The sequence below is a fragment of the Sphaerisporangium sp. NPDC049003 genome (assembly GCF_043197795.1).
Classification (GTDB): Bacteria; Actinomycetota; Actinomycetes; order Streptosporangiales; family Streptosporangiaceae; genus Sphaerisporangium.
In genome coordinates this window covers 135,658-156,352 of the sequence record NZ_JBICTU010000021.1, presented here as the reverse complement: position 1 = coordinate 156,352, position 20,695 = coordinate 135,658, and the positions used below count along the sequence as shown (strand labels likewise).

The following is a 20,695-nucleotide window of genomic DNA, read 5'->3' as shown; positions in this document are numbered from 1 at the left end:
CAGGAAACGGCAGGTCAGCGTGGCTGAGGCAGCGCGTACCGAAGCCCGGCGCCACGCCTTCCCGTCCCGCTCCCACGGGCCGCCGGCGTGCGGCTTGACTACCCGTGTCGTCAATTCAGAGAGTCAGGAATTTTTCCGAGAGCGGTCAGGGCGCGGACGAAACCGCTCACCGTGGGAGCCTCGAAGAACATCCACGCCGGGACCTCGACGCCGAGGCTCTCCTGGACGCGGGCCGCGATATGGGTGATGGCCAGGGAGTCGCCGCCGAGGTCGAACAGGTCCGCGTCGCCGTCGACATCGGGCCTTCTCAGGACCTCGGACCAGATCCGGCGGACCTCCGCCGCGAGCCTCTCGTCCACGGGCTCGTCGCCCACGGCCCCGGGCGCCTCAGCCCCGGGAACGGGCGCCCGGGCCTCCCGAGCGGGTGTCTCCGGCGCGCCGGGCCCCGTGGAGGCGGGGCGGCGGAGGAACGCCTCCAGGGACGGCACCGCCAGGTCGGCGACCGGCACGTCCGGCGAGATCGAGAGCGCGTCGAGCAACGCCTCGAACGCCGCGCCCAGGGAACCGGCCACCACCTCGGGCACCCGGTCGATCCGGTGGGTGAGGACCAGCTCGTACCCCGTGCCCCGGGGGATCATCGTGAGCGTGAGGTCGTAGGCCGAGTCGTCGACCTCGTGGCTCCACTCGAAGGCCCGCAGCCCGTCCCACCCGCCCGGCGGCCGGGGGTCGTCCTGCTGGATGAGCGCCACCTGGAAGATCGGGTGGACGCCCGGCCGCCGCCGTCCCCCGAGACCGGACACCAGCGTGTCGAACGGGACCTCGTGGGAGAGCGCCGTGCCGACCTCGTCCCGCGTCCGCGCCACGAGCTCGCGAAAGCCCTCGGTGCCCTCGACCCGCAGGGGGATCGGGACCATGTTGATGAAGCAGCCGACGAGATGCTCCAGCTCGCGGCGCGCCCTCGTGCCTGACACCGTGCCGACGACCAGGCCGGGGGAGCCGGTGACGCGGCGCAGCAGGACCGAGAAGGCCGTCAGCACGGTCACGAACGGCGTCGCGGAACCGCCGCGCAGCGCGTCCATCAGGCCGCCCTCGACCTGGACGGTCGTGGTGGCGCTCGTCCGCCCGTCCGGGGAACGGGGCGGGGCGTCACCGGCGGCGCCCGGCTCGCCGCCGAACAGGGGCGGCGGGTCGGACAGGCGCTCGCGCCAGTGGTCCAGCCGCTCGCCGGCGTGAGCGCGGGCACGTGCCTGCGCCCACGCGGCGTAGTCGGCGTACGTCACGGAGGGCGGCGCGGGGAGCGCCCGTCCGCCGTAGAGATCGGCGAGGTCGCGGGCAAGGACGCCCAGGGAGCCGCCGTCGCACACGAGATGGTTGAGGACGAGCAGCAGCCGGTGCTCCCGGGGGGCCGTCCGGTAGACGGTCAGGCGCAGCAGCGGGCCGGACGCGAGGTCGAACCGCTCCCCTCCGGCGGCGACCGCGAGCCTTCGCGCCGTCTCCTCGCCATCGGGGTCGCAGGTGAGGTCGACCACCGTGAGCGGCGCGTCCAGCGAGCCGAGGATCATCTGGCGGGGCTCACCTCCCGCGTTCACGAAGAGCGTGCGCAGTGCCTCGTGCCGCTCTGTCAGGCCGGTCAGGGCCTTGGCCAGGGCGCCGAGGTCGAGCGGCCCCGACAGGCCGAGTCCCAGGGTGACGTTCGGCGCGGCGATCTGGCGGTCGGTCTGGGCGGCCAGCCAGAGCCGCCGTTGCTCCGGAGAGCATTCGAGCAGGCCCGCGTCGCGGGGCACGACGGGGATGGTGTCGCCGGCCGGTCGCCTGCGGGCCGCGAGCAGCCGGGCGACCAGTTCCTGGCGATGGGAGGAGAGCCCCTCGACCCGTCCGCGCAGCTCTTCGCTCATGCCGTGCCACCGTCCTTCGCGGAGGAGCCGGGGGACGCCAGGGCCTCGGGGGAGGCGAGGGCCGTGCGGAGGGCGTCCAGGAACAGGACGGCGTCGCGGCCGTTCACGATCCGGTGGTCGAACGCCACGCCCAGGTAGACCACCTCCCGTACGGCGAAGCCGCCCGCGCCGTCCGGGACCACCTCCTGCTGCGGCGCGGCGAGCGACAGCGCGCAGGCGTGCCCGGGGAAGATGATCGGCACAGCCAGCACCACACCGGGCTCGTTGTGCAGCGTCACGACGATGTTGGCGCCCTGGAGGTCGTGCTCGCGCAGATCACCGCGCATCGCGCTCATACGGTAGGTCATGAGGTCGCGGGAGACGTCCTCCAGGGAGCGTGCCGAGGCGTCCCTGACGACGGGGATGACCAGCCCCTTGCCGACGTCGAAGGTGACGCCCACGTGCGCCGCCGCCGGCAGCCGCACGGTGCGCGCGTCGACCGGGGAGGCGAAGAAGAGGGGGAACCGCCCGTGCAGCGACCCCACCGCCGCGACGAGCAGTTCGGGAAGGCCGACCAGCGTGCGCAGGCTCCTGGTGAGCGCGCGGCCGGCCGCCAGCGCCGCGCCGACGTCGACCTTCATGACGGTGTACGCGGCCGGGATGGTCCGATGCGACAGCTCCACGACCGCCGCGGCACGCTGTTGCGCGCGGGACAGCGGCAGGTCGGTGGCCCGCTCCGCTTCCCCGTGCTCCTCCGGGACGGGCGGCTCGGCCCGCTCCCGGTGGGCCTGAGGTACGGCCGTGAGGGCGGGGCCGGCCGCCGGGGAGAGCTCCTCGATGTCGGAACGGCGGATGATCTTCTTTCCGAGGCCGCGCACCCGCTCGGGGCCGATCCCCAGCTCGTCCATCAGGGCCCGCGCCGGAGCGGTGATGACGGGTTCCCCGGGATCGGCGGGGGTCTCAGGCCCGGCCGACGGGGCTTCCCTGGCGTGCTCGCGGGCCGGGGGAGTCCGCTCCTCCTCGGTAACGAACAGCCGGGCGATGACCTGGCCGGGCTCGCAGTCGGCCCCCTCCGGGAGGTGGTGGCCGAGGACGCCCCCGGCCTCGGAGACGATCTCCTCGGCGGCCTTGGAGGTCTCAAGCACGGCCAGCGGCTCGCCGGCCCGTACCGTCTGGCCGTCCTTGGCGACCCACTCCACCAGCACGTACTGGGTGTCGTTGTTGTTCAGTTTGGGGACGCGCACGTCGGTCATGCCAGGGCCTCCAGGACGGCCTCGCGGATGGTGGTGTCCTGGATCAGGACGTCGCGTTCCAGGTGGAGCGCGGTGGGGACCACGTCCGGCGCCGAGTGGACCACGCTCACCGGCAGAGGGAGCGAGCCCCACAGGTGGCGGTGCAGCCGGTGGGCCACCTCGCTTCCCCAGGTGCCTCCGGCGGTGCTCTCCTCGGCCACGCAGACGAGCCGCGTCCCTTCGAGCAGCGGCAGCAGCGGCCCGGGGTCGAACGGGTAGAGCCGGGCGGGCACGAGGAGCTGGCAGGTGATCTCGTCGTTCAGCAGCAGGGCCCGCATGGCGGAGAGCGCCCGGTGCGCGACCCCGCCGGGCGCGATCAGCGTGCAGTCCGGCTCGGACCCGTCGCCGAGCCTGACGCGGGCGACGTACGGCGGCGGCCCGACCAGGTCGAACGTGAACAGGTCCTCGACCTCTCCCTGCTGGTAGGCGCGCCGCGTGTACAGGACCTTGTCCTCGAACAGCAGGCAGGGCTCGCCCAGGGACAGCAGGTGGGGAAGCAGCTCGCGGGCGTCGTGGAAGGGGCTCATCTCGAACACCGACAGCCCGGGGATGCCGATGAAGTGCTTCTGCAGGCTCTGGCTGTGCGTCGGGCCGTACCCACGCCCGCCCCCAGTCGGGCAGCGCACGACCAGGGGGATCTCGACGCGCCTGCCGTACATCATGGTGGACTTGCTCGCGAAGTTCAGCAGCTGGTCGAACGCCAGTCCCGCGAAGTCCGCGAACATGATCTCGACGATGGCCTTGTCACCGGCCAGCGCGAGGCCCGCGCCGACGCCGACGATCCCGCCCTCGCTCAGCGGGGTGGCCATCACGCGCGAGCCGTACCGGGTGGAGAGCCCCTTGGTGACCTTGAAGGCCCCGCCGTACGGGTCGACGATGTCCTCGCCGAGCACGTGGACGCTCGGGTCGTCGGCCATCACCTGGTGCAGCGCCTGGTTCAGGTTGTCGACGATCCGCTCCGCCCGCGTCACGGACGTTCCCCGGCGGACGAGCGGGCCGCGGCGCCGGTGGGCCGGGCGACAGGGGGCCGGGCGACGGGAGGACGGGCGACGGGAGGCCGGGCCGCGACCTCGGTGGCGACCCGCGCGACCAGCTCGCGCTGGCGGGCGTCGATCCGGGCGAACTGCTCGGGGAACGCCTCCGCGTACGCCCGGTGCCAGCCCGACCGCTCCGCGTGGAGCCGTTCCTGCTCCGAGCGCGTGTCGTCCCCCTTGCTGTGGGGGCCGATGCGGTGGGCGGCGAACTCGACGACCAGCGGCCCGGAGGTCTGCCTGACCGCCGTGACCAGCGGTCCGAGCTCGTCGCGGATCCATGCGAGGTCGACGCCGGCGAACCGCTGGTGGCGGATGCCGAACGCCTCCGCCCGCGCGGCGACCGTGCCGGCCAGCTGCGCGGCCGTCGGCGTGGACTGGGCGATGCCGTTGTTCTCCACGACGACGAGCAGCGGCGCCCGCCACAGCTGCGCCATGTTGAGCGCCTCGTACACCGAGCCCTCGCCGAAGGTGCCGTCCCCGATGTACGCGCAGGCGAGCCCGCCGTGGGTGGTGCGCTTGAGGCGCAGCGCCACGCCGACGGCGACAGGAAGGCTCTCGCCCTGCACCCCGGTCGACAGGAACCGCTCGTGGTAGATGTGCTGGCTGCCGCCCACGCCTCCGCACAGCGCGCCCTCGCGGCCCATGATCTCCGCGAGCAGCCCGTGCGGGTCGGGGTAGCGGGCCAGGAAGTGGCCGTGCCCCCGGTGGTTGCTGAAGACGAAGTCGTCCTCGCCGAGCAGCGGGCTCAGCGCGACGGGGATGTGCTCCTGGCCGAGGCAGGTGTGGGTGGTCCCGTTGAGGGCGCCCCGCTCGAACAGCTCCAGCAGGGTCAGCTCGAAGTGGCGGATGAGCAGGAGCCGTTCGAGGTCCTCGTCGCCGACCTTGGCCACAGGCGACCTCCGCGCCTGCGCGGTGCCGATCACGATGAATGGTCTCCTTGGTCGGGGACGGTGCCGGGCGGAGGGGGTGCGGCGTGGACCGCCAGCCGGGCGGCCAGCGCCGCCCGCCGTTCGGGGGTGAGCGCCCTGGCCCTCGGCCGGTCGGCGGCGGGGGTGGCGGGCGCGGGCGTCAGCTCGCCGAGGTAGCGCTCCAGCGCCCCCTCGTCCAGCGAGGCGACGAAGGACGTGGCGGCCTCCCGCGACAGCCTGCCCAGCTCGCGGCGGTGGCCGGGGTCGGACAGCAGCCGGTCGAGCGCCTCCGCCCACGGCCGCGCGTCCTGCTCGGGGACGACCGGCACGGGCCGCGCGTGGGCCCCGGCCTCGTACTCGGTGATGGGCCGCACCGGCAGCAGGTACGGCACGCCGAGCTTGGCCTCCGACAGCCCGCCGACGTCCGAGGCGAGCACGGGGATGCCGCGCAGCATGGCCTCCACGGCGGTGTAGCCGAACGTCTCGTCCCACAGCGAGGGCATGACGAGGACCTTGGTCATGGCGAGGATCACGCCGATGTCGTCCGCGGGCTCGACCAGCCTGATGTTGGGCCGGCTGTGGAGCGCGTCGAGGTCGGCGCCGGTGGCGCCCCAGGTCGGCACGGCCAGGAAGGAGGTGTCCGGGCGGGCGTCGGCCAGGGCCAGGAATATGGGCAGGCCCTTGTACGCGCAGGGGTTCACCATGGTCACCGCCCCCTCGTCGCCCGAGCCCGAGCCCGAGCCCGAGCCGGGGCCGGGGCCGGTGACGGTGACGGTGACGGTGACGGTGACGGGGTCGCCGTACACCTGCGGATAGATCAGCTCCGACTCGATGGGGCCCCACTCGCGCAGGTGGTCGCGTGCCGCGCGGCTGACGGCGACGACCCCCGCGGCGGCCTTGACCAGGCGCGTCCCCGCGGCGCTCGGGTAGAACGCTCCAGGGCCGAAGGGAAGCTGCTGCAAGGTGTGCGCCAGATAGACGACCCGGCCCGGCGTCGCCCGCGAGGCGGCGCCCAGCATGATCATGCCGGGGTCGTCGGACGGCACCAGCGTCCAGGACGGGTCCAGGGCCGCGGCCACGGCGCCGACCTCGCGGGCCAGCCGCGAGGGGGAGACGACGGCGTGCGCCACCACCCCCTCGTGCTCGTAGGTCACCGACTCGGCGCTCACCGAGCGGATCGCCGCCCCGAGGCCTTCGAGGTAGGACAGGTGCCGGTCGAGGGACGTCTGGCGGAGCGCGCCTGACATGGGGGCGACGACGTGGCACTCGTGGCCCCGGGCGGCGAGCTGCTCCATCAGGATGCGGTTCGACTTGTTCGCCCCGCCGTGGGTCGGCAGGTGGAACATGTTCTGGGCGAGCAGGATCCGCATCACGACCCCCGCCGGGCGAGCCGCCCGCGCAGGCGTTCCGCGACGACGCGCCGCTGTTCGGCGGACAGGTGGTCGAGCCGCCGGCGGATGCCGTCGGCGGGGGTCTCGGTGGCGGGCGCCTCCAGCAGCGCCGCGATCCGCCCGGCCGCCTCGCCGAGCGCCGTGTCGTAGAGCGCCGCGTCGTCGCGGGGCCCCCCGGGCTCCCCGGCCTGAGAAGGGCGCTCGATCTCCTTGGTGAGGAGCGCCGAGACCTCCTCGGGCGTCCAGCGCGGTGCGGGGAGCCAGGAGGCGAGGCCGAGGCGTTCGAGGCGTTCGGCGTTGTCCGGCCTGTCGACCCCGTGGGCGAGGATCACCTGCGGGGTTCCGGCTCTGAGCGCGCGGCTCAGGGTGCCGATGCCGCCGTGGTGCACGAGCGCGGCGACCCGGGGCATGACGGCGCGGAAGGGCAGGCGCGGGTACCAGCTCACGCCGGGAGGCAGCGGGTCGGGAGCCAGGTCGCGGTGCCGTACGACGAGCAGCACGGGACGTCCGGCGAGCCTGCCGCCCTCGACGGCGGCCGTGTAGAACTCCCGGTGCAGCATGCGGCCGGTGCCGCCGGTCACCAGCACCGGCCGTACGGGCCCGTCCAGCGTCGCGTCCAGTCCCGGGGGGAGCGTGTCGTCCTGGTCGTCGTCGGGGAGGGGGAAGCCGGTCAGCCTGACCCGGGCCGGGGAGCGGGCGCCCGCCCGGTCGAACCAGCGCGGCCACAGGCCCAGTTCGAGCCGGGCCGAGGCGAACCAGGCGTCCCAGTCGGCGGCCGGGTCGAGCCCGAGCTCCCGCCGCACCCGGACGATGCCGTCCGCGAGCAGGTTCCTGTAGGCGTGCAGGGCGCCGCGCGCGGCCATGAGCTGGATCGGCGCCACGGCGACCCAGGCGGCGGGGGCGCCCAGTGCCTCCGCGGCGAAGAGCACCGACAGCGCCGAGGTGTGCCGCCCGACGAGCACGGTCCGGCCAGGGCGGTGCCGCGCGGCCAGGGCGCCGAACTCCAGGGTCATCTGCTCGTACAGCCCGTTGCGCTCGTAGAACTCCGGCCAGCCGAGGCCGTCCAGCAGTTCGGGCGTGTCGGCCAGCGTCCGCTCGAACGCCGCCTGGGTGTCGATGGCGACGAAGTCGAGCCCGGCGCGGGCGGCGTGCCCGGCGTAGTGGGCGTGGGTGAGGAGCGTGACGTCGTGGCCGCCGGCGCGGAGCTCCCGTCCGAGCCGTACGAACGGCAGCACGTCGCCGTCGGTGCCATGGGTCACCAGCAGCATGGTGGCCATGAGGGAGGTCAGTCCTCCTCGGCGAGGAGGGCGAGCACGTCCTCGTCGGACAGGCTCTCCAGCTCCGCGAGGAGCGCCGCGATCTCGGTGTCGTCGGCGGCTTCGAGCCGGCCCCGGTCGATCGCCCTGGCCGCCTCGGCGATGGTGAAGTCGCCCGTGAACAGCAGGTCGACGGGCAGCTCGATCCCGTAGGTCTCCTGGACGCGCGCGAGGAACCTCACCATGGTCAGCGACTGGCCGCCGAGTTCGAAGAAGTCGTCGTCGACCGAGCCCGGCGTGACGCCCAGCAGCTCGGCCCACATCGCGGCGACCGCGGTCTCCGTGGCTGTCACGCGACCCTCCACGCGGTGTTTCGGGCGGTTTCGGGCGTGCCCGGCAGGAGCGAATGCGTCACTGAACCTCCAGCACGGGGTTTCGTGGGGGTTTGGTCAGGTGGGAGCGCTCCCACACCCTAGGGACCCGGCCGAACAAGTGTCAAGAATGACAAAGCTTTTGTGAGGATCTGGACACATCGTTGTCATTGAATATCCCGCTATAACGGCCATTCCGGACGAAACGTGTATGACATCTTGACGCCGCCAAAGCGCAATCTCTAACCTGTCGGCCTTGGGAGCGTTTGCACCACGCCTTATGTGATTTCGCTTTGGACGCGCGCTTGTCTGACGGACAAGAGCCCTTTCACCGCCGCGGTCCGGCAGAGGTACTGACGCAATGCGCGAGCCCACGGAAATGATCCCCCTATCGTTCGGCCAGGAACGGCTGTGGTTCCTCGACCAGCTCCGCCCAGGGGACTCATCGCATCATCTCTTCACGACGTTACGGCTCATCGGCCCTCTCGACGTCCGGGTGCTCGAAAGGGCGCTGACCGAGGTGGTCGCGCGGCACGAGCCACTTCGCGCGCGGTTCCCCGCGAGGGATGGCGGGCCGGTCCAGGTGATCGACGCCCCCGCGCCGTTCCCGCTGGAGTACGCCGAGCTGACCGCCGGCCAGGTGCCCGGATACCTCGCTGAGCGGACGAACCGGCCGTTCGACCTGGCCGCCGGGCCGCTGATCCGCGCGAGCGTGGCCCGCCTCGGCCCCGCCGAGCACGTCCTGTGCCTGGTGGTCCATCACATCGCCTGCGACGGCTGGTCGCTGAAGCTGCTGCTCGACGAGGTCGCCCGGCTGTACGCGGCGTTCGGCGAGGGCAAGCCTTCGCCGCTGCCGCCCCTGCCCGCGCGCTTCGCCGACTTCACCCGCTCGCAGCGGGCGCCCGAGCCCGCCGGAGCGGCGGGGACGGGCGTGCCGGCGGAGTCGCTGGAGTACTGGAAGGCGCGGCTCGCCGGGGCGCGGGCCCTCGAACTGCCGGCGGACCGCCCGCGGCCGGCGCTGGCCACGACCAACGGAGCCGCCCTGGTCGTCCCGCTCCCGCCCGGTCTGATGGACGGAGTGCGCGGGCTCGCCGCCGGTGAGCGGTGTACGAGCTTCATGGTGCTGATGGCCGCCTACCAGGCCCTTCTCGCCCGCTACAGCGGCCAGGACGACCTGTGCGTGGGCTCGGCCATCGGGGGGCGCGACCGGCTGGAGTACGCCTCCCTCGTCGGCTTCTTCGCCGGCACCCTCGTGCTGCGGGGCGACCTGTCGGGCGACCCCACCTTCCGCGAGCTCCTCCAGCGCACCCGTGCCGCCGCGGTCGGGGCCTACCGGCACCAGACCGTGCCGTTCGAGCTGCTGCTGAACGAGTTGGGCGTCGAACGCGACCTCAGCCGCGCCCCGCTGTTCCAGACCATGCTCGTGCTGCACGACATGGGGGAGACGCGGCTCGCCCTGCCCGGCGTGCGGGCGGAAGTGATCGACGCCGGGTACCACCAGGTCCACCACGACCTGGTCGCCGACGTGTTCGGCGAGGGCGACGACCGGCGGCTGATCCTCACCTACAACACCGACCTGTTCGAGCCCGGCACGATCGCCGGGTACGCCTCGGCCTTCCTGTCCCTCCTCTCGCGCGCCGTCGCCGACCCTGGCCTACGGCTGTCGCGGCTGCTGGATGTAAAGGAGGACGAGCGGCGGCGGTCGCTGGCCCGGGGCGAGGGCGCTGAACTGGAGATCCCCGGCCTGCCCACGGTGGTGGAGATGTTCTCGGCCCGTGCCGCTGAGACGCCTGGCGCGGTGGCGGTGGTCCAGGGCGGGGTGGAGCTGTCGTACGCGGGGTTGGAGGGGGTCGCGTGCGGGGTGGCGGCGCGGTTGCGGGCGGCGGGGGTGGGGCGGGGGGCGCTGGTGGCGGTGTTCGCCGAGCGTTCGGCCCGGACGCTGGCCGGGTTCCTTGGGACGGTGGCGACGGGGGCGGCGTATCTGCCGTTGGATCCGGGGTATCCGCCCGATCGGATCGCGATGGTGCTGCGGGATTCGGGCGCCGGGGTGGTGCTGGCCCAGCGTGATCTGGTGGACCGGCTCCCGGCGCACGATGCCGAGCTGGTGGTGCTGGACCCCACCGGCGACCACGACCGGGCCGAGGCGGGGACAGGGCTCACGAGCCTCGCGAGGCCGGGCGATCCGGCTTACGTGCTGTACACCTCCGGCTCGACCGGACGTCCCAAGGGCGTGGTCGTGCCGCACCGGGCGCTGACGAACTTCCTGGCCGCGATGCGGGAGTCGCTCGGGTCCGGGCCCCTGGACCGGTGGCTGGCGGTGACCTCGCCGTCCTTCGACATCTCCGGCCTGGAGATGTACCTGCCGCTGGTGACCGGCGCGCGAGTGGTGATCGCCGATCCCGGCGTGGCCCGTGACGGCGCGGCCCTGGTGGACCTGATCGAGCGGTCCGGGGTCACCCACGCGCAGCTCACCCCGTCAGGATGGCGCGTCCTGCTGGACGCCGGCTTCGATGGCCCGGCGGTGACCGCGCTGGCGGGCGGGGAGGCGCTGCCGCCGCCCCTGGCCGCCGAGCTGCGCTCACGGGTGGGGCGGCTGTGGAACATGTACGGGCCGACCGAGACCACCATCTGGTCCACCGCCTGGCAGGTCCCGCGAAGCCCCGCGAGCGTGAGCATCGGCGGCCCGATCGCCAACACCCGGGTGTACGTCGTGGACGAGGACCTCGGACTCGTGCCCGACGGCGTCCCCGGCGAGCTGGTCATCGGGGGAGACGGGGTGGCAGACGGCTACCTGCGCCGTCCCGGCCTGACCGCGCGGAGGTTCGTCCCCGATCCGTACGGCCCGGCGGGCGGGCGGCTGTACCGGACCGGCGACACCGTCCGCAGGCGCCACGACGGCACCCTTGAGTTCCTCGGCCGATCGGACAACCAGGTCAAGCTGCGCGGGCACCGCATCGAGCTGGGCGAGATCGAGGCGGCGCTGGCCTCCCAGCCCGAGGTGCGCGAGGCCGTGGTCGCCGTGCACCGGGAGACCCTGGTCGCCTACGTGATCGGGCGGGCCGACAGGGCCGCGCTCGCCGACCGGCTCCCCGCGTACATGATCCCGGCCGTGTTCGTCCCGATGACCGAGTTTCCCCTGACCCCCAACGGCAAGCTCGACCGCAAGGCGCTGCCCGAGCCCGAGAGCGCGGTCCCTGGCCGGGGACGGCCTCCGGAGACCCCGGCCGAGCACCGCGTCGCGGCCGTGTTCGCCGAGGTGCTGGGAACCGGCGGCACCCGGCGGTTCGCGGCGGACGACGACTTCTTCGCGCTCGGAGGGCACTCGCTGCTGGCGACCAAGGTGGTCGCCCGGCTCGCAGACGCGCTGGGCGTGCGCGTCCCGGTGCGCGAGCTGTTCGCCCATCCCACGGTGGCCGGGCTCGCCGCCGTCGCCGAGCGGTCCGACGCGAGCGTGGCGCCGTACGAGCCGAGGCCGAAGGGGGCGCCGGCGCCGCTGTCGGCCGCCCAGGAACGGCTGTGGTTCCTGCACCGCTTCGATCCGGGCGACGCCTCCTACAACGTCTACCTGGTACGCAGGATCTCCGGGCCCCTCGACGCCGCCCTGCTCGACACGGCGCTCACGGGGCTCACGGCCCGCCACGAGGGCCTGCGCACCCGCTACCCGCACGACGACGGCAGGCCGCTCGCCGTGGTCGAGCCGGTGGCGCCCCTGCGGTTCGAGCGGGCCGACGCCGCCGACGAGGAGGCGGCCAGGAGGCTGGTCGGCGCGCGGGTCAACGCGCCGTTCGACCTCGCCGCCGCGCCGCCGTTCCGCGCCACGCTGATCCGGCTCTCGCCGGTGGACCACGTCGTGTGCGCCGTGTCGCACCACATCGCCGCCGACGGCTGGTCCCTCACCATCCTGTTCGACGACCTGGCCCGCCTGTACGGGGCGGCGCGGCGCGGCGTGGCCCCGGACCTTCCCCCGCAGGCCCTCCAGCCGGGCGACGTCGCCTACCGGCAGCGCCTGCGGGACGGCCGCGACGGCCACGAGGCCGCCCTCGCGTACTGGCGGGAGCGCCTGGACGCGCTGCCCGCGCTCGACCTGCCCACGGACCGGCCCCGCGCGGCGGCCTCCGCGCACCGGAGCGGGTCCCTCCGGCTGGTGCTGCCCGGCGACCTCGCCGCCGGGCTGGAGAGGACCGGCAGGGAGCACGGCGCCACGCTGTTCATGGTGCTGCTGGCCGTCTACCAGGTGCTGCTGTCCCGCCACAGCGGGCAGGAGGACTTCGCGGTCGGATCGCCCACGGCGGGACGCGACCGCACCGAGCTGGAGCGGGTCGTCGGCTACCTCACCAACACGCTGGTGATGCGCGCCGACCTCGCGGGCGACCCGGAGTTCGGGGAGTTCCTCGGACGGGTGCGGGAGGCCGTGCTCGACGCCCACACCCATCAGGAGATCCCGTTCGAGCGGCTGCTGGCGGATCTCGGCGTGGACCGCGACACCAGCAGGACGCCGCTCTTCCAGACCATGCTGATCCTGCACAGCCAGGAGAGCCTCGCGCCCGAGCCGTTCGACGGCCTGCCGTCCGAGCCGTTCGAGGCGAGCGGCGACTTCGCCAAGTTCGACGTGATGCTGGAGGCCTGGCGGGGCGAGGACGACCTGACGCTGCTGTTCGGCTACGACGCCGGCCTGTTCGACGCCGAGACGATCGAGAACCTCGCCGGGCGCATGGCCGCCCTGCTCCGGAACGTCGTGACCGGCACGGCGCTGCCCGTCTCGGCGCTCCCCATGCTCACCGGATCCGACGCCGCCGCCCTGCGCCACCTCGCCGCGAGCGCCGGAGCAGCCGGGCGGGGCGGGGCCCGTACCGTGCCCGAGCTGGTCGCGGACGCGGTCCGCCGTGCTCCGGAGGCGGTCGCGGTGGAGTGCGGGGGCGAGGCGACCACCTATGCCGAGCTTGACGAACGCGCCCGCCGGCTCGCCCCGCTCCTGCGCGGCCACGATGTGGTCGGCGTGTGCCTCGGACGGTCGCCCGGCACGATCGTCACCCTGCTGGCCGTCTGGCACGCGGGCGCCGCCTACCTCCCCCTCGACCCGGAGCACCCGGACGAGCGGCTGGCCGGCCTGGTCCGCGACGCGGGCGTCTCGCTGGTCGTCACCGACGGGACGCGCGAGCTGTCGTTCCCCGCCCTGAGGACGGTGGGGGTCGACGCGGCGGGCCGGCCCGTAGCCCCGGTCCCCGAAGGCGCGGGATCGGGCGGGCCGGGCACGGGGGCCTACGTCATCTACACCTCCGGGTCGACCGGGACGCCCAAGGGCGTGGTGGTGGAGCACACCGGCCTCGCCGAGCGGGTCCGGTGGATGGCGGAGTACTACGGGCTCGGGCCGGGTGACAGGGTCGTGCAGTTCGCGTCCCTCGGCTTCGACACCCACGCCGAGGAGATCTACCCGGCCCTCGCCGCCAGGGCGACCGTGGTCATGCTGCCGGACGGCGGCGCGTCCCTGCCCGACCACCTGGCCGCGTCGGACGGGGTCACCGTGCTCGACCTGCCCACGGCCTACTGGCACCGCCTGGTGGACCTCGTCGACGAGATCCGGTGGCCGGCGTCGCTGCGCCTGGTGATCCTCGGCGGAGAGCAGGTGCACGCGGGCGCCGTGGAGCGCTGGCGCGCGCGGTTCGGGGACCGGGTACGGCTGGTCAACACCTACGGCCCGACCGAGACGACCGTCATCGCCACCGCCGCCGACCTCGGCGACGACCGCGGCGCGCGCCCGCCGCTCGGGCGGCCGATCGCCGGGACCGAGGTGTACGTGATGGACGCCCGGGGCGACCTCGTGCCGCCCGGCGTGCCAGGCGAGCTGTGCGTCGGCGGCGCGGGCGTCGCCTGGGGCTACCTCGGACGGCCCGCCCTGACCGCCGCGCGGTTCGTGCCCGACCCCTTCGGGCCGCCCGGCTCCCGGCTCTACCGCACGGGCGACCGGGCCCGCCTGCGGAACGACGGCCAGCTGGAGTTCCTCGGACGCCTGGACGACCAGGTCAAGGTGCGCGGCTACCGCATCGAGCCCGGCGAGGTCGAGGCCAGGCTGCTGGCCCATCCGGACGTGGGCGAGGCCGCCGTGGCGGTCCGCGACGACACGCTGATCGCCTACGTCACCGGGCCCGCGCCGCTGGAGACCCTGCGGCGTCACGCGGCCGAGACCCTGCCGCCGTACATGGTGCCCGGCCTCTGGGCGCGGCTCGACCGGCTGCCGCTGACGACCAGCGGGAAGGTCGACCGTGCGGCGCTGCCCGAGGTCGAGCCCGAGCGGGAGACCCGGTTCGTGCCGCCGCGCACCGACGCCGAGCGACTGGTCGCCGAGATCTGGGCCGAGGTGCTCGAACTGGACCAGATCGGCGCGCTGGACGACTTCTTCCACCTCGGCGGGCACTCGCTGCTCGCCGTGCAGGTGACCGCCCGGATCAGGGCCAACGTCGAGATCGACCTGCCGATCCGCACGATCTTCGCCCGCCGCACGGTCGCCGAGCTGGCCACCGCGCTGGAGGAGCTCCTGATGGAGGAGCTGACCGGCCTCTCCGACGAGGAGGTCCTCGGACTGCTCGAAACCACGCCCGACCCCCTGGAGAACCCGTGACCACGGACCTGTCGGCGGCCAAGCAGGCGTTGCTGGCGCAGCGCCTGCGACGGCGTACGGCCGTGACGACGATCGCCGCCCGCCCCGAGGGCACGGCCCCGCCCCTCTCGCACGCCCAGGAGCGGTTCTGGTTCCTGGAGCAGTACGTGCCCGGCACCGCCGCGTACGTCGTGCCCTTCTCGGTGCGGCTGACCGGCGAGCTGGACGAGGAGTGCCTCCACCGCGTCCTCACCGGCGTCGTGGCCCGCCACGAGAGCCTGCGCACCCGGTTCGTCACCACCGGCGACGGACGGCCCGAGGCGGTCGTGGACGCCGAGCCCCGCGCCGGCTTCCGCGTCGTGGAAGCCGAGGACGAGGACCGGGCCCGCGATCTGGTCAACGAGGAGATCGTCCGCCCGTTCGACCTGGAGGACGGGCCCCTGCTCCGGGCGCTGCTCGTCCGGCTCGGCCCGCGCGAGCACGTGCTGCTGCTGGCGATGCACCACGCCGTGACCGACGGCCGGTCCTGCGACATCCTGATCCGCGAGATCCTGACGCTGCACGACGACCACCGTGCCGGGCGTCCGCCCTCGCTTCCGCCACCCCCCGCGCAGTACGGCGACTACGCGATCTGGCAGCGCCGGCGCATGGGCTCGCCCGACTACGACCGCGACGTCGCCTACTGGAAGGGGCGGCTTTCCGGCCTGTCCCCGCTCGAACTGCCCACCGACCTGCCGCGACCCGCGACGCAGGGCTTCGGCGGCTCCCAGCACGGTTTCCCCCTCGACGCGGACCTGGCCTCGGCGGTCGCACGGCTCGGCGACGCGTACGGGGCGACGCCGTACATGACGCTGCTGGCGGCCTTCGAGGCGCTGCTCGCGCGCCACTCGGGGTCGGCGGACTTCGCGGTGGGGTCGCCGATCAGCGGGCGCGGGCTGCCGGAGCTTGAGGCGGCCGTCGGGGTGTTCGTGAACACCCTCCCGATGCGTGCCGACCTTTCCGGCGACCCCCTTTTCACCGAGCTGCTCGGCCGGTGCAGGGAGACGGCGCTGGACGCGTATTCGCACCAGGAACTGCCCTTCGACCAGATGGTGAACGAGCTGGCCATCGAGCGTGACGTCAGCCGCTCGCCGGTTTTCCAGGTGCTTTTCGCGCTGCAGAACTACCGGGGGAAGGACGGCAGGGCTCCGGAGCCGCCGCCGGGCTTTTCGATGACCGGTTTCCCGTTCGACACCACCATCGCCCGATTCGACCTGGCGCTATATCTGACCGAAACCCCAGACGGCGGTTTATGGGGAAATTTCACCTTTAATACCTCTTTGTTCCTGCCGGAGACGGTGGAGCGGATGGCCGGCCATTTCGAGAGCCTGCTCCGCTCGGTCGTCGCCGCCCCCGCGACCCGGATCTCCGAGATCGAGCTCCCGTACGGCCGGGCGCTGGAGTTCGCCGGCTCGCCGGCCCCCGAGCCGCCCGAGCACGACCTGCTGCACCGGCTCGTCACCGCCCAGGCGGCCCGCACGCCCACCGCGACCGCCGTCGTGTGCGGCGGCACCGCCCTCACCTACGCCGAGCTGGACGAACGGTCCGACCGGCTGGCCCGGCACCTGGTGGGCCTCGGCGTCGGCCCCGACCAGCGGGTGGCCATCTGCCTGGAGCAGTCGGCCGAGCTGGCCGTCGCCGTCGTCGGCGTGCTGAAGGCGGGCGGCGCCTACGTGCCGCTCGATCCCGAGCACCCCGGGGAGCGGCTGGCGTACGCGCTGGCGGACGCGGGCGTGCGCGTCGCGGTCACCACCACCGCGCTGCGCTCCCGGCTGCCCCGCGAGGTCGCGGACCCCGGGCCCGCCTGCGAGCTGACGGCCGTCGCCCTGGACACCGGGGTCCTCGACGGCGTGGAACCCGGGCCCGTGGACACCGGCGTCACGGGCCGCGACCTGGCCTACGTCATCTACACCTCGGGCACCACCGGCAGGCCCAAGGGCGTCGCCGTCCAGCATCGCGAGGTGCTGCTCTACCTGGCCGGCGTGCGGGAGCGGTTCGCCGCAGGGATGCGCGACGCCGCGGCGGCCGGTTCCGGCGCGGACGGCGTCGCGCGCGGCACCGGGTTCGAGCCCGGAGGCTCGTTCGCGCTCCTGCAGTCGCTCGCCTTCGACTTCGGCGTCACCGTCTTCTACCTGTCCCTGATGACCGGCGGCACGCTGCACCTGGTGCCCTCCCGCACGGCCGCGCCCGATCTCGCCGCGTGCTTCGCCAAGGCGCGCATCGACTACCTGAAGATCACCCCGTCGCACCTCGCCGCGCTGCTGGCCGAGGCGAGCCCGCGCGAGTTGCTGCCCCGGCGCCTGCTCATCCTCGGCGGCGAGGCCTCGCCTTGGGCCTGGGCGAAGGAGCTGGCCGCGCTCGGCGGGTGCGCCGTGGTCAACCACTACGGGCCCACCGAGGCCACGGTCGGCGTCACCACCCTGCGCGCCGACCCGGCCGTCCCCGACGTGGCGCCCACGCTCCCGATCGGGCGGCCGCTGCCCGGCGCCCGCGCGTACGTACTGGACGAGCACCTGCGGCCCGTGCCGGTCGGCGTGCCGGGAGAGATCCATCTCGGCGGGGAGCGGCTGGCGCGCGGCTACCTCGGCAGGCCCGGCCTGACCGCCGACCGCTTCCTGCCCGACCCGTACGGCGAGCCCGGCGCGCGCATGTACCGCACCGGGGACCTCGGCCGGTGGCTTCCGGACGGCGACCTGCAGTTCCTCGGCCGCCGCGACCTGCAGGTCAAGGTGCGCGGCTACCGCGTCGAGCTGGGGGAGATCGAGACCCTGCTCCAGGAGCACCCCGCCGTCGCCCAGGCCGTCGTCGACCTGCGCGCCCGGGGGCTGGTCGCCTACCTCGTCGCCGCGAGCGGGGACGAGCGGCCGGGCGCCGGCGAACTGCGGGGCTGGATCCGCGAGCGGCTGCCCGACTACATGGTCCCCGTCAAGTACGTCTGGCTGGACTCGGTGCCCTTCAAGTCCCACGGCAAGGTCGACAGGGCCGCCCTGCCGGAGCCCGACGACGAGCGGCCCGGTGAGGGCGCCGGGTACGTCCCGCCGGAGACCCCGCTGGAGGAGGCCGTCGCGGAGATCTGGGCGAAGGTGCTCGGGCTGGACCGCGTCGGCGCCCTGGACGACTTCTTCGACCTCGGAGGGCACTCGCTGCTCGCCATGCAGGTCATCGCGCGGCTGCGCTCGATGGCCGGGCACCCGGTCACGATCATGGACCTGTTCAAGCACTCCACCGTGCGCTCGCTCGCGCACCTCATGCGGGCCGGCGACGACGGTCCGCGAAAGCTGCTGCACCGGCTCACCCCCGCCCGTCGCGCGACCGCGACCCTGGTCTGCGCCCCGTACGGAGGAGGCAGCGCGGTCATCTACAAGCACCTGGCCGACGCCCTGCCGCGCGACTGGGCGCTGTACTCGATCGCGGTCCCCGGGCACGAGCTGGGGGAGGAGTCACGGCCGATCCCCGAGGTCGCGAGCGAGTGCGTCGAGGAGATCCTCGCCACGGTCGAGGGCCCCCTTGTCCTGTACGGGCACTGCGGGCTCGGGGTGATGCTGGCGGCGGAGATCGTGCGCCGCCTGGAGGCCGCCGGGCGCGAGGTCGACGCGGTCTACCTCGGCGGCATCTTCCCCTTCGCCCGTCCGAAGGGGCTCATGTCGCGGGTGTCGGACTGGATGGAGCGCATCCGCAGTGACCAGGCGATGGCCAACGCGCTCACCGCGGCCGGGATGGACATCGAGGAGGTCGACCCCGAGCAGCTGAGGCTCATCATCCGCAACCGGCGGCAGGGCACGCGCGCCGCGGAGCGGTACTTCGGCCGGCTGTTCGAGGAGCGGACGGCTCCGTTCAGGGCGCCGGTCGTCGCCGTCGTGGGCGAGCGCGACCCCGCCACCGAGTTCTACCAGGAACGCTTCCGCGAGTGGCACTGCGTCTCGGCCTCGACGGCCCTCGTCGTGCTGGACGAAGCAGGCCACTTCTTCATGAAATATCGGGCGGAGGAACTGGCGGCGATCCTCACCGGCATCCACCCGGCCGTCGCGGACGGCCGTACCGAGCCGTACCTCCGCCGTGAGGACTCCACCTGGTGGCTGCACGACGTCTCCACCGCCACCCCCGGCGCCGCTGAAACAGCCACCCCCGCGAACGGCGAGCGCTCGGCGGCTCCCGGAGGCGGCGGGGGCGGGCCGGCTCCGGCGTACCCCGGCTCGGGGATGTCCTCGGCGGGGCCGAGGCCGAGCATGCGGCGGTTCGCGGTCGTGGCCGCGGGCCAGCTCGTCTCGATCACCGGATCGGCACTCACCGAGTTCGCGATCCCCATCTGGATATACCTGACCACCGGCTCGCTGGTCAGCTTCGCGCTGTTCGCCGTGCTCGGCCTGGTCCCCGGCATGCTGGTGTCCCCGCTCGCGGGCGCCATCGTCGACCGGTCGGACCGCCGCCGCGTCATGCTCGCCGGGGACATCGGGGCGGGCTCCACGCAGGTGATCCTCGGCGTGCTGCTGTGGACCGACCACCTGCGGACCTGGCACATCTACCCGCTGATCGTGTGCCTGTCGGTCGCGCTCAGCTTCCAGCGGCTGGCGTACGGCTCGGCGATCCCGCAACTGGTGCCCAAGCGCTACCTCGGTCACGCCAACGGCGTGGTGCAGATGGTCATCGGCACCTCACAGCTCATCGTCCCCCTGGTCGCCGCCGGGCTGATGGCCACGATCGGCCTGTCCGGCATCCTGGTCATCGACGTGGCGAGCTACGCCGTGGCCATCCTGAGCGTGGCGCTCATCCGGTTCCCGTCCTCGATGGCGTGGAAGCGGCGGGAGTCCGTGGTGACCGAGATGGTGAACGGCTTCCGGTACTCGTGGGGGAACCGGTCGTTCCGCTCCATGCTGGCGTTCTTCGCCGTGCTCAACATCTTCCTGTCGCCGCTCTTCCTGATGATCTCGCCGCTGGTGCTGGCGACCGGCACGCTGGCCGACGTCGGGCGGGTCGCCTTCGCGGGCGGGCTCGGCGCGTTCCTCGGCGGCCTCGCCATGACGGTGTGGGGCGGGCCGCGCAGGAAGCGCCTTCGCGGCGTCCTGCTCTCGACCCTGGCCCTGTCGGTCTTCTGCCTGGTCACCGGGCTGCGTGACGACCTGGTCGTGATCGGCGCCGGAGCCTTCGGCATGTCGCTGTGGCTCACGCTCCTCAACGGCGTCTACGCCACGATCATCCAGGTCAAGGTGCCCCAGCGGTTCCACGGGCGGGTGATCGCGCTGAACACGCTGGTCGCCTGGTCCACCCTCCCCGTCGGCTTCGGTCTCGTGGCCCCGTACGGCACGGCGGTGTTCGAGCCGCTGCTGGCCCACGACGGCCCACTGGCGGGAACCGTCGGCACGCTGATCGGCACGGGCGCGGGGCGCGGCATCGGCTTCATGTACATCTGCTTCGCCCTCGCCATGGCGGTGACGGCGCTGGTGGCGATGCGCGTCAAGGCGCTGGCCCGCTTCGACGACGTCGTCCCGGACGCGCTGCCCGACGACCTGGTCGGCGTCGAGGCCCTGCGCGCCCGCACCGCGCCATCCTCGCCCGTCCCCACCGCGCCGACCTTGCCCGTCCCCACCGCGCCGGCCTCGCCGGGCCGTACCCCGGTGGGCTCGGCCGGCGACGACTCGCACCCGACCGACCGACGACCCGCTCTCAAGGAGACCCCGTGACAGAAGCCCCGCACCGCGTCGTCCTCAACGGCGAGGAGCAGTACTCCCTCTGGCCGTCGGACCGTGAGATCCCGGCCGGCTGGCGCCCCGACGGCTTCGAGGGCACCCAGGAGGAGTGCCTCGCCCACATCGAGGAGGTCTGGACCGACATGCGCCCCCTTAGCGCGAGAACACCCGCCACCCACTGACCACACCCCCGTCGTCCTGGGCGTCCCCAGGACACGGCGGTTACCGTCGAATATGTTTATGATCTTCCC

At 73.6% G+C, this 20,695-nt stretch carries 10 protein-coding genes; 3 read left to right on the top strand and 7 right to left on the bottom strand.

What is annotated here, in order from left to right; genetic code table 11:
- Window positions 1–110 precede the first annotated feature (110 nt).
- Genes ACGFIV_RS23375 through ACGFIV_RS23345 form a run of 7 tightly spaced genes read right to left on the bottom strand, consistent with a single transcriptional unit; the run spans window position 111 to window position 8,108 of the window.
- Entirely contained in the window at window positions 111–1,895 is a 1,785-nt protein-coding gene (locus ACGFIV_RS23375) for a condensation domain-containing protein (protein ID WP_392837611.1), read from the bottom strand.
- A complete protein-coding gene (locus ACGFIV_RS23370; RefSeq protein ID WP_358559968.1) occupies window positions 1,892–3,127 on the bottom strand; it encodes a 2-oxo acid dehydrogenase subunit E2 in 1,236 nt (411 codons plus the stop codon). The genes ACGFIV_RS23375 and ACGFIV_RS23370 overlap by 4 nt, the downstream gene beginning before the upstream one ends.
- The gene (locus ACGFIV_RS23365; protein ID WP_358559970.1) at window positions 3,124–4,137 is read right to left on the bottom strand and encodes a transketolase C-terminal domain-containing protein; all 1,014 of its coding nucleotides are present in this window, start codon (window positions 4,135–4,137) and stop codon (window positions 3,124–3,126) included. The genes ACGFIV_RS23370 and ACGFIV_RS23365 overlap by 4 nt, the downstream gene beginning before the upstream one ends.
- Complete coding sequence (locus ACGFIV_RS23360; RefSeq protein ID WP_358559972.1) at window positions 4,134–5,123, bottom strand: thiamine pyrophosphate-dependent dehydrogenase E1 component subunit alpha; 990 nt, start codon at window positions 5,121–5,123, stop codon at window positions 4,134–4,136. Before ACGFIV_RS23360 ends, ACGFIV_RS23365 begins: the two co-directional genes overlap by 4 nt.
- Window positions 5,120–6,478, bottom strand: coding sequence for a glycosyltransferase family 4 protein (locus ACGFIV_RS23355; RefSeq protein WP_392837607.1), 1,359 nt, complete (start codon window positions 6,476–6,478; stop codon window positions 5,120–5,122). Before ACGFIV_RS23355 ends, ACGFIV_RS23360 begins: the two co-directional genes overlap by 4 nt.
- A complete protein-coding gene (locus tag ACGFIV_RS23350; RefSeq protein ID WP_358559976.1) occupies window positions 6,478–7,776 on the bottom strand; it encodes a glycosyltransferase in 1,299 nt (432 codons plus the stop codon). Before ACGFIV_RS23350 ends, ACGFIV_RS23355 begins: the two co-directional genes overlap by 1 nt.
- 8 nt (window positions 7,777–7,784) lie before the next feature.
- The gene (locus ACGFIV_RS23345) at window positions 7,785–8,108 is read right to left on the bottom strand and encodes a phosphopantetheine-binding protein (protein ID WP_358559978.1); all 324 of its coding nucleotides are present in this window, start codon (window positions 8,106–8,108) and stop codon (window positions 7,785–7,787) included.
- A gap of 397 nt (window positions 8,109–8,505) precedes the next feature.
- Between ACGFIV_RS23345 and ACGFIV_RS23340 the strand changes: the two genes are divergently transcribed.
- From ACGFIV_RS23340 to ACGFIV_RS23330, 3 genes are read left to right on the top strand one after another with little or no spacing between them, the layout of a single operon-like run.
- Window positions 8,506–14,742, top strand: coding sequence for an amino acid adenylation domain-containing protein (locus ACGFIV_RS23340; protein WP_392837605.1), 6,237 nt, complete (start codon window positions 8,506–8,508; stop codon window positions 14,740–14,742).
- On the top strand, window positions 14,739–20,438 hold the full coding sequence (locus ACGFIV_RS23335; RefSeq protein ID WP_392837604.1) for an amino acid adenylation domain-containing protein: 5,700 nt from the start codon (window positions 14,739–14,741) through the stop codon (window positions 20,436–20,438). The genes ACGFIV_RS23340 and ACGFIV_RS23335 overlap by 4 nt, the downstream gene beginning before the upstream one ends.
- Window positions 20,435–20,626 (top strand): MbtH family protein, encoded by a 192-nt coding sequence (locus ACGFIV_RS23330; protein WP_392837602.1) that lies wholly within the window; start codon window positions 20,435–20,437, stop codon window positions 20,624–20,626. The genes ACGFIV_RS23335 and ACGFIV_RS23330 overlap by 4 nt, the downstream gene beginning before the upstream one ends.
- Window positions 20,627–20,695: the final 69 nt, after the last annotated feature.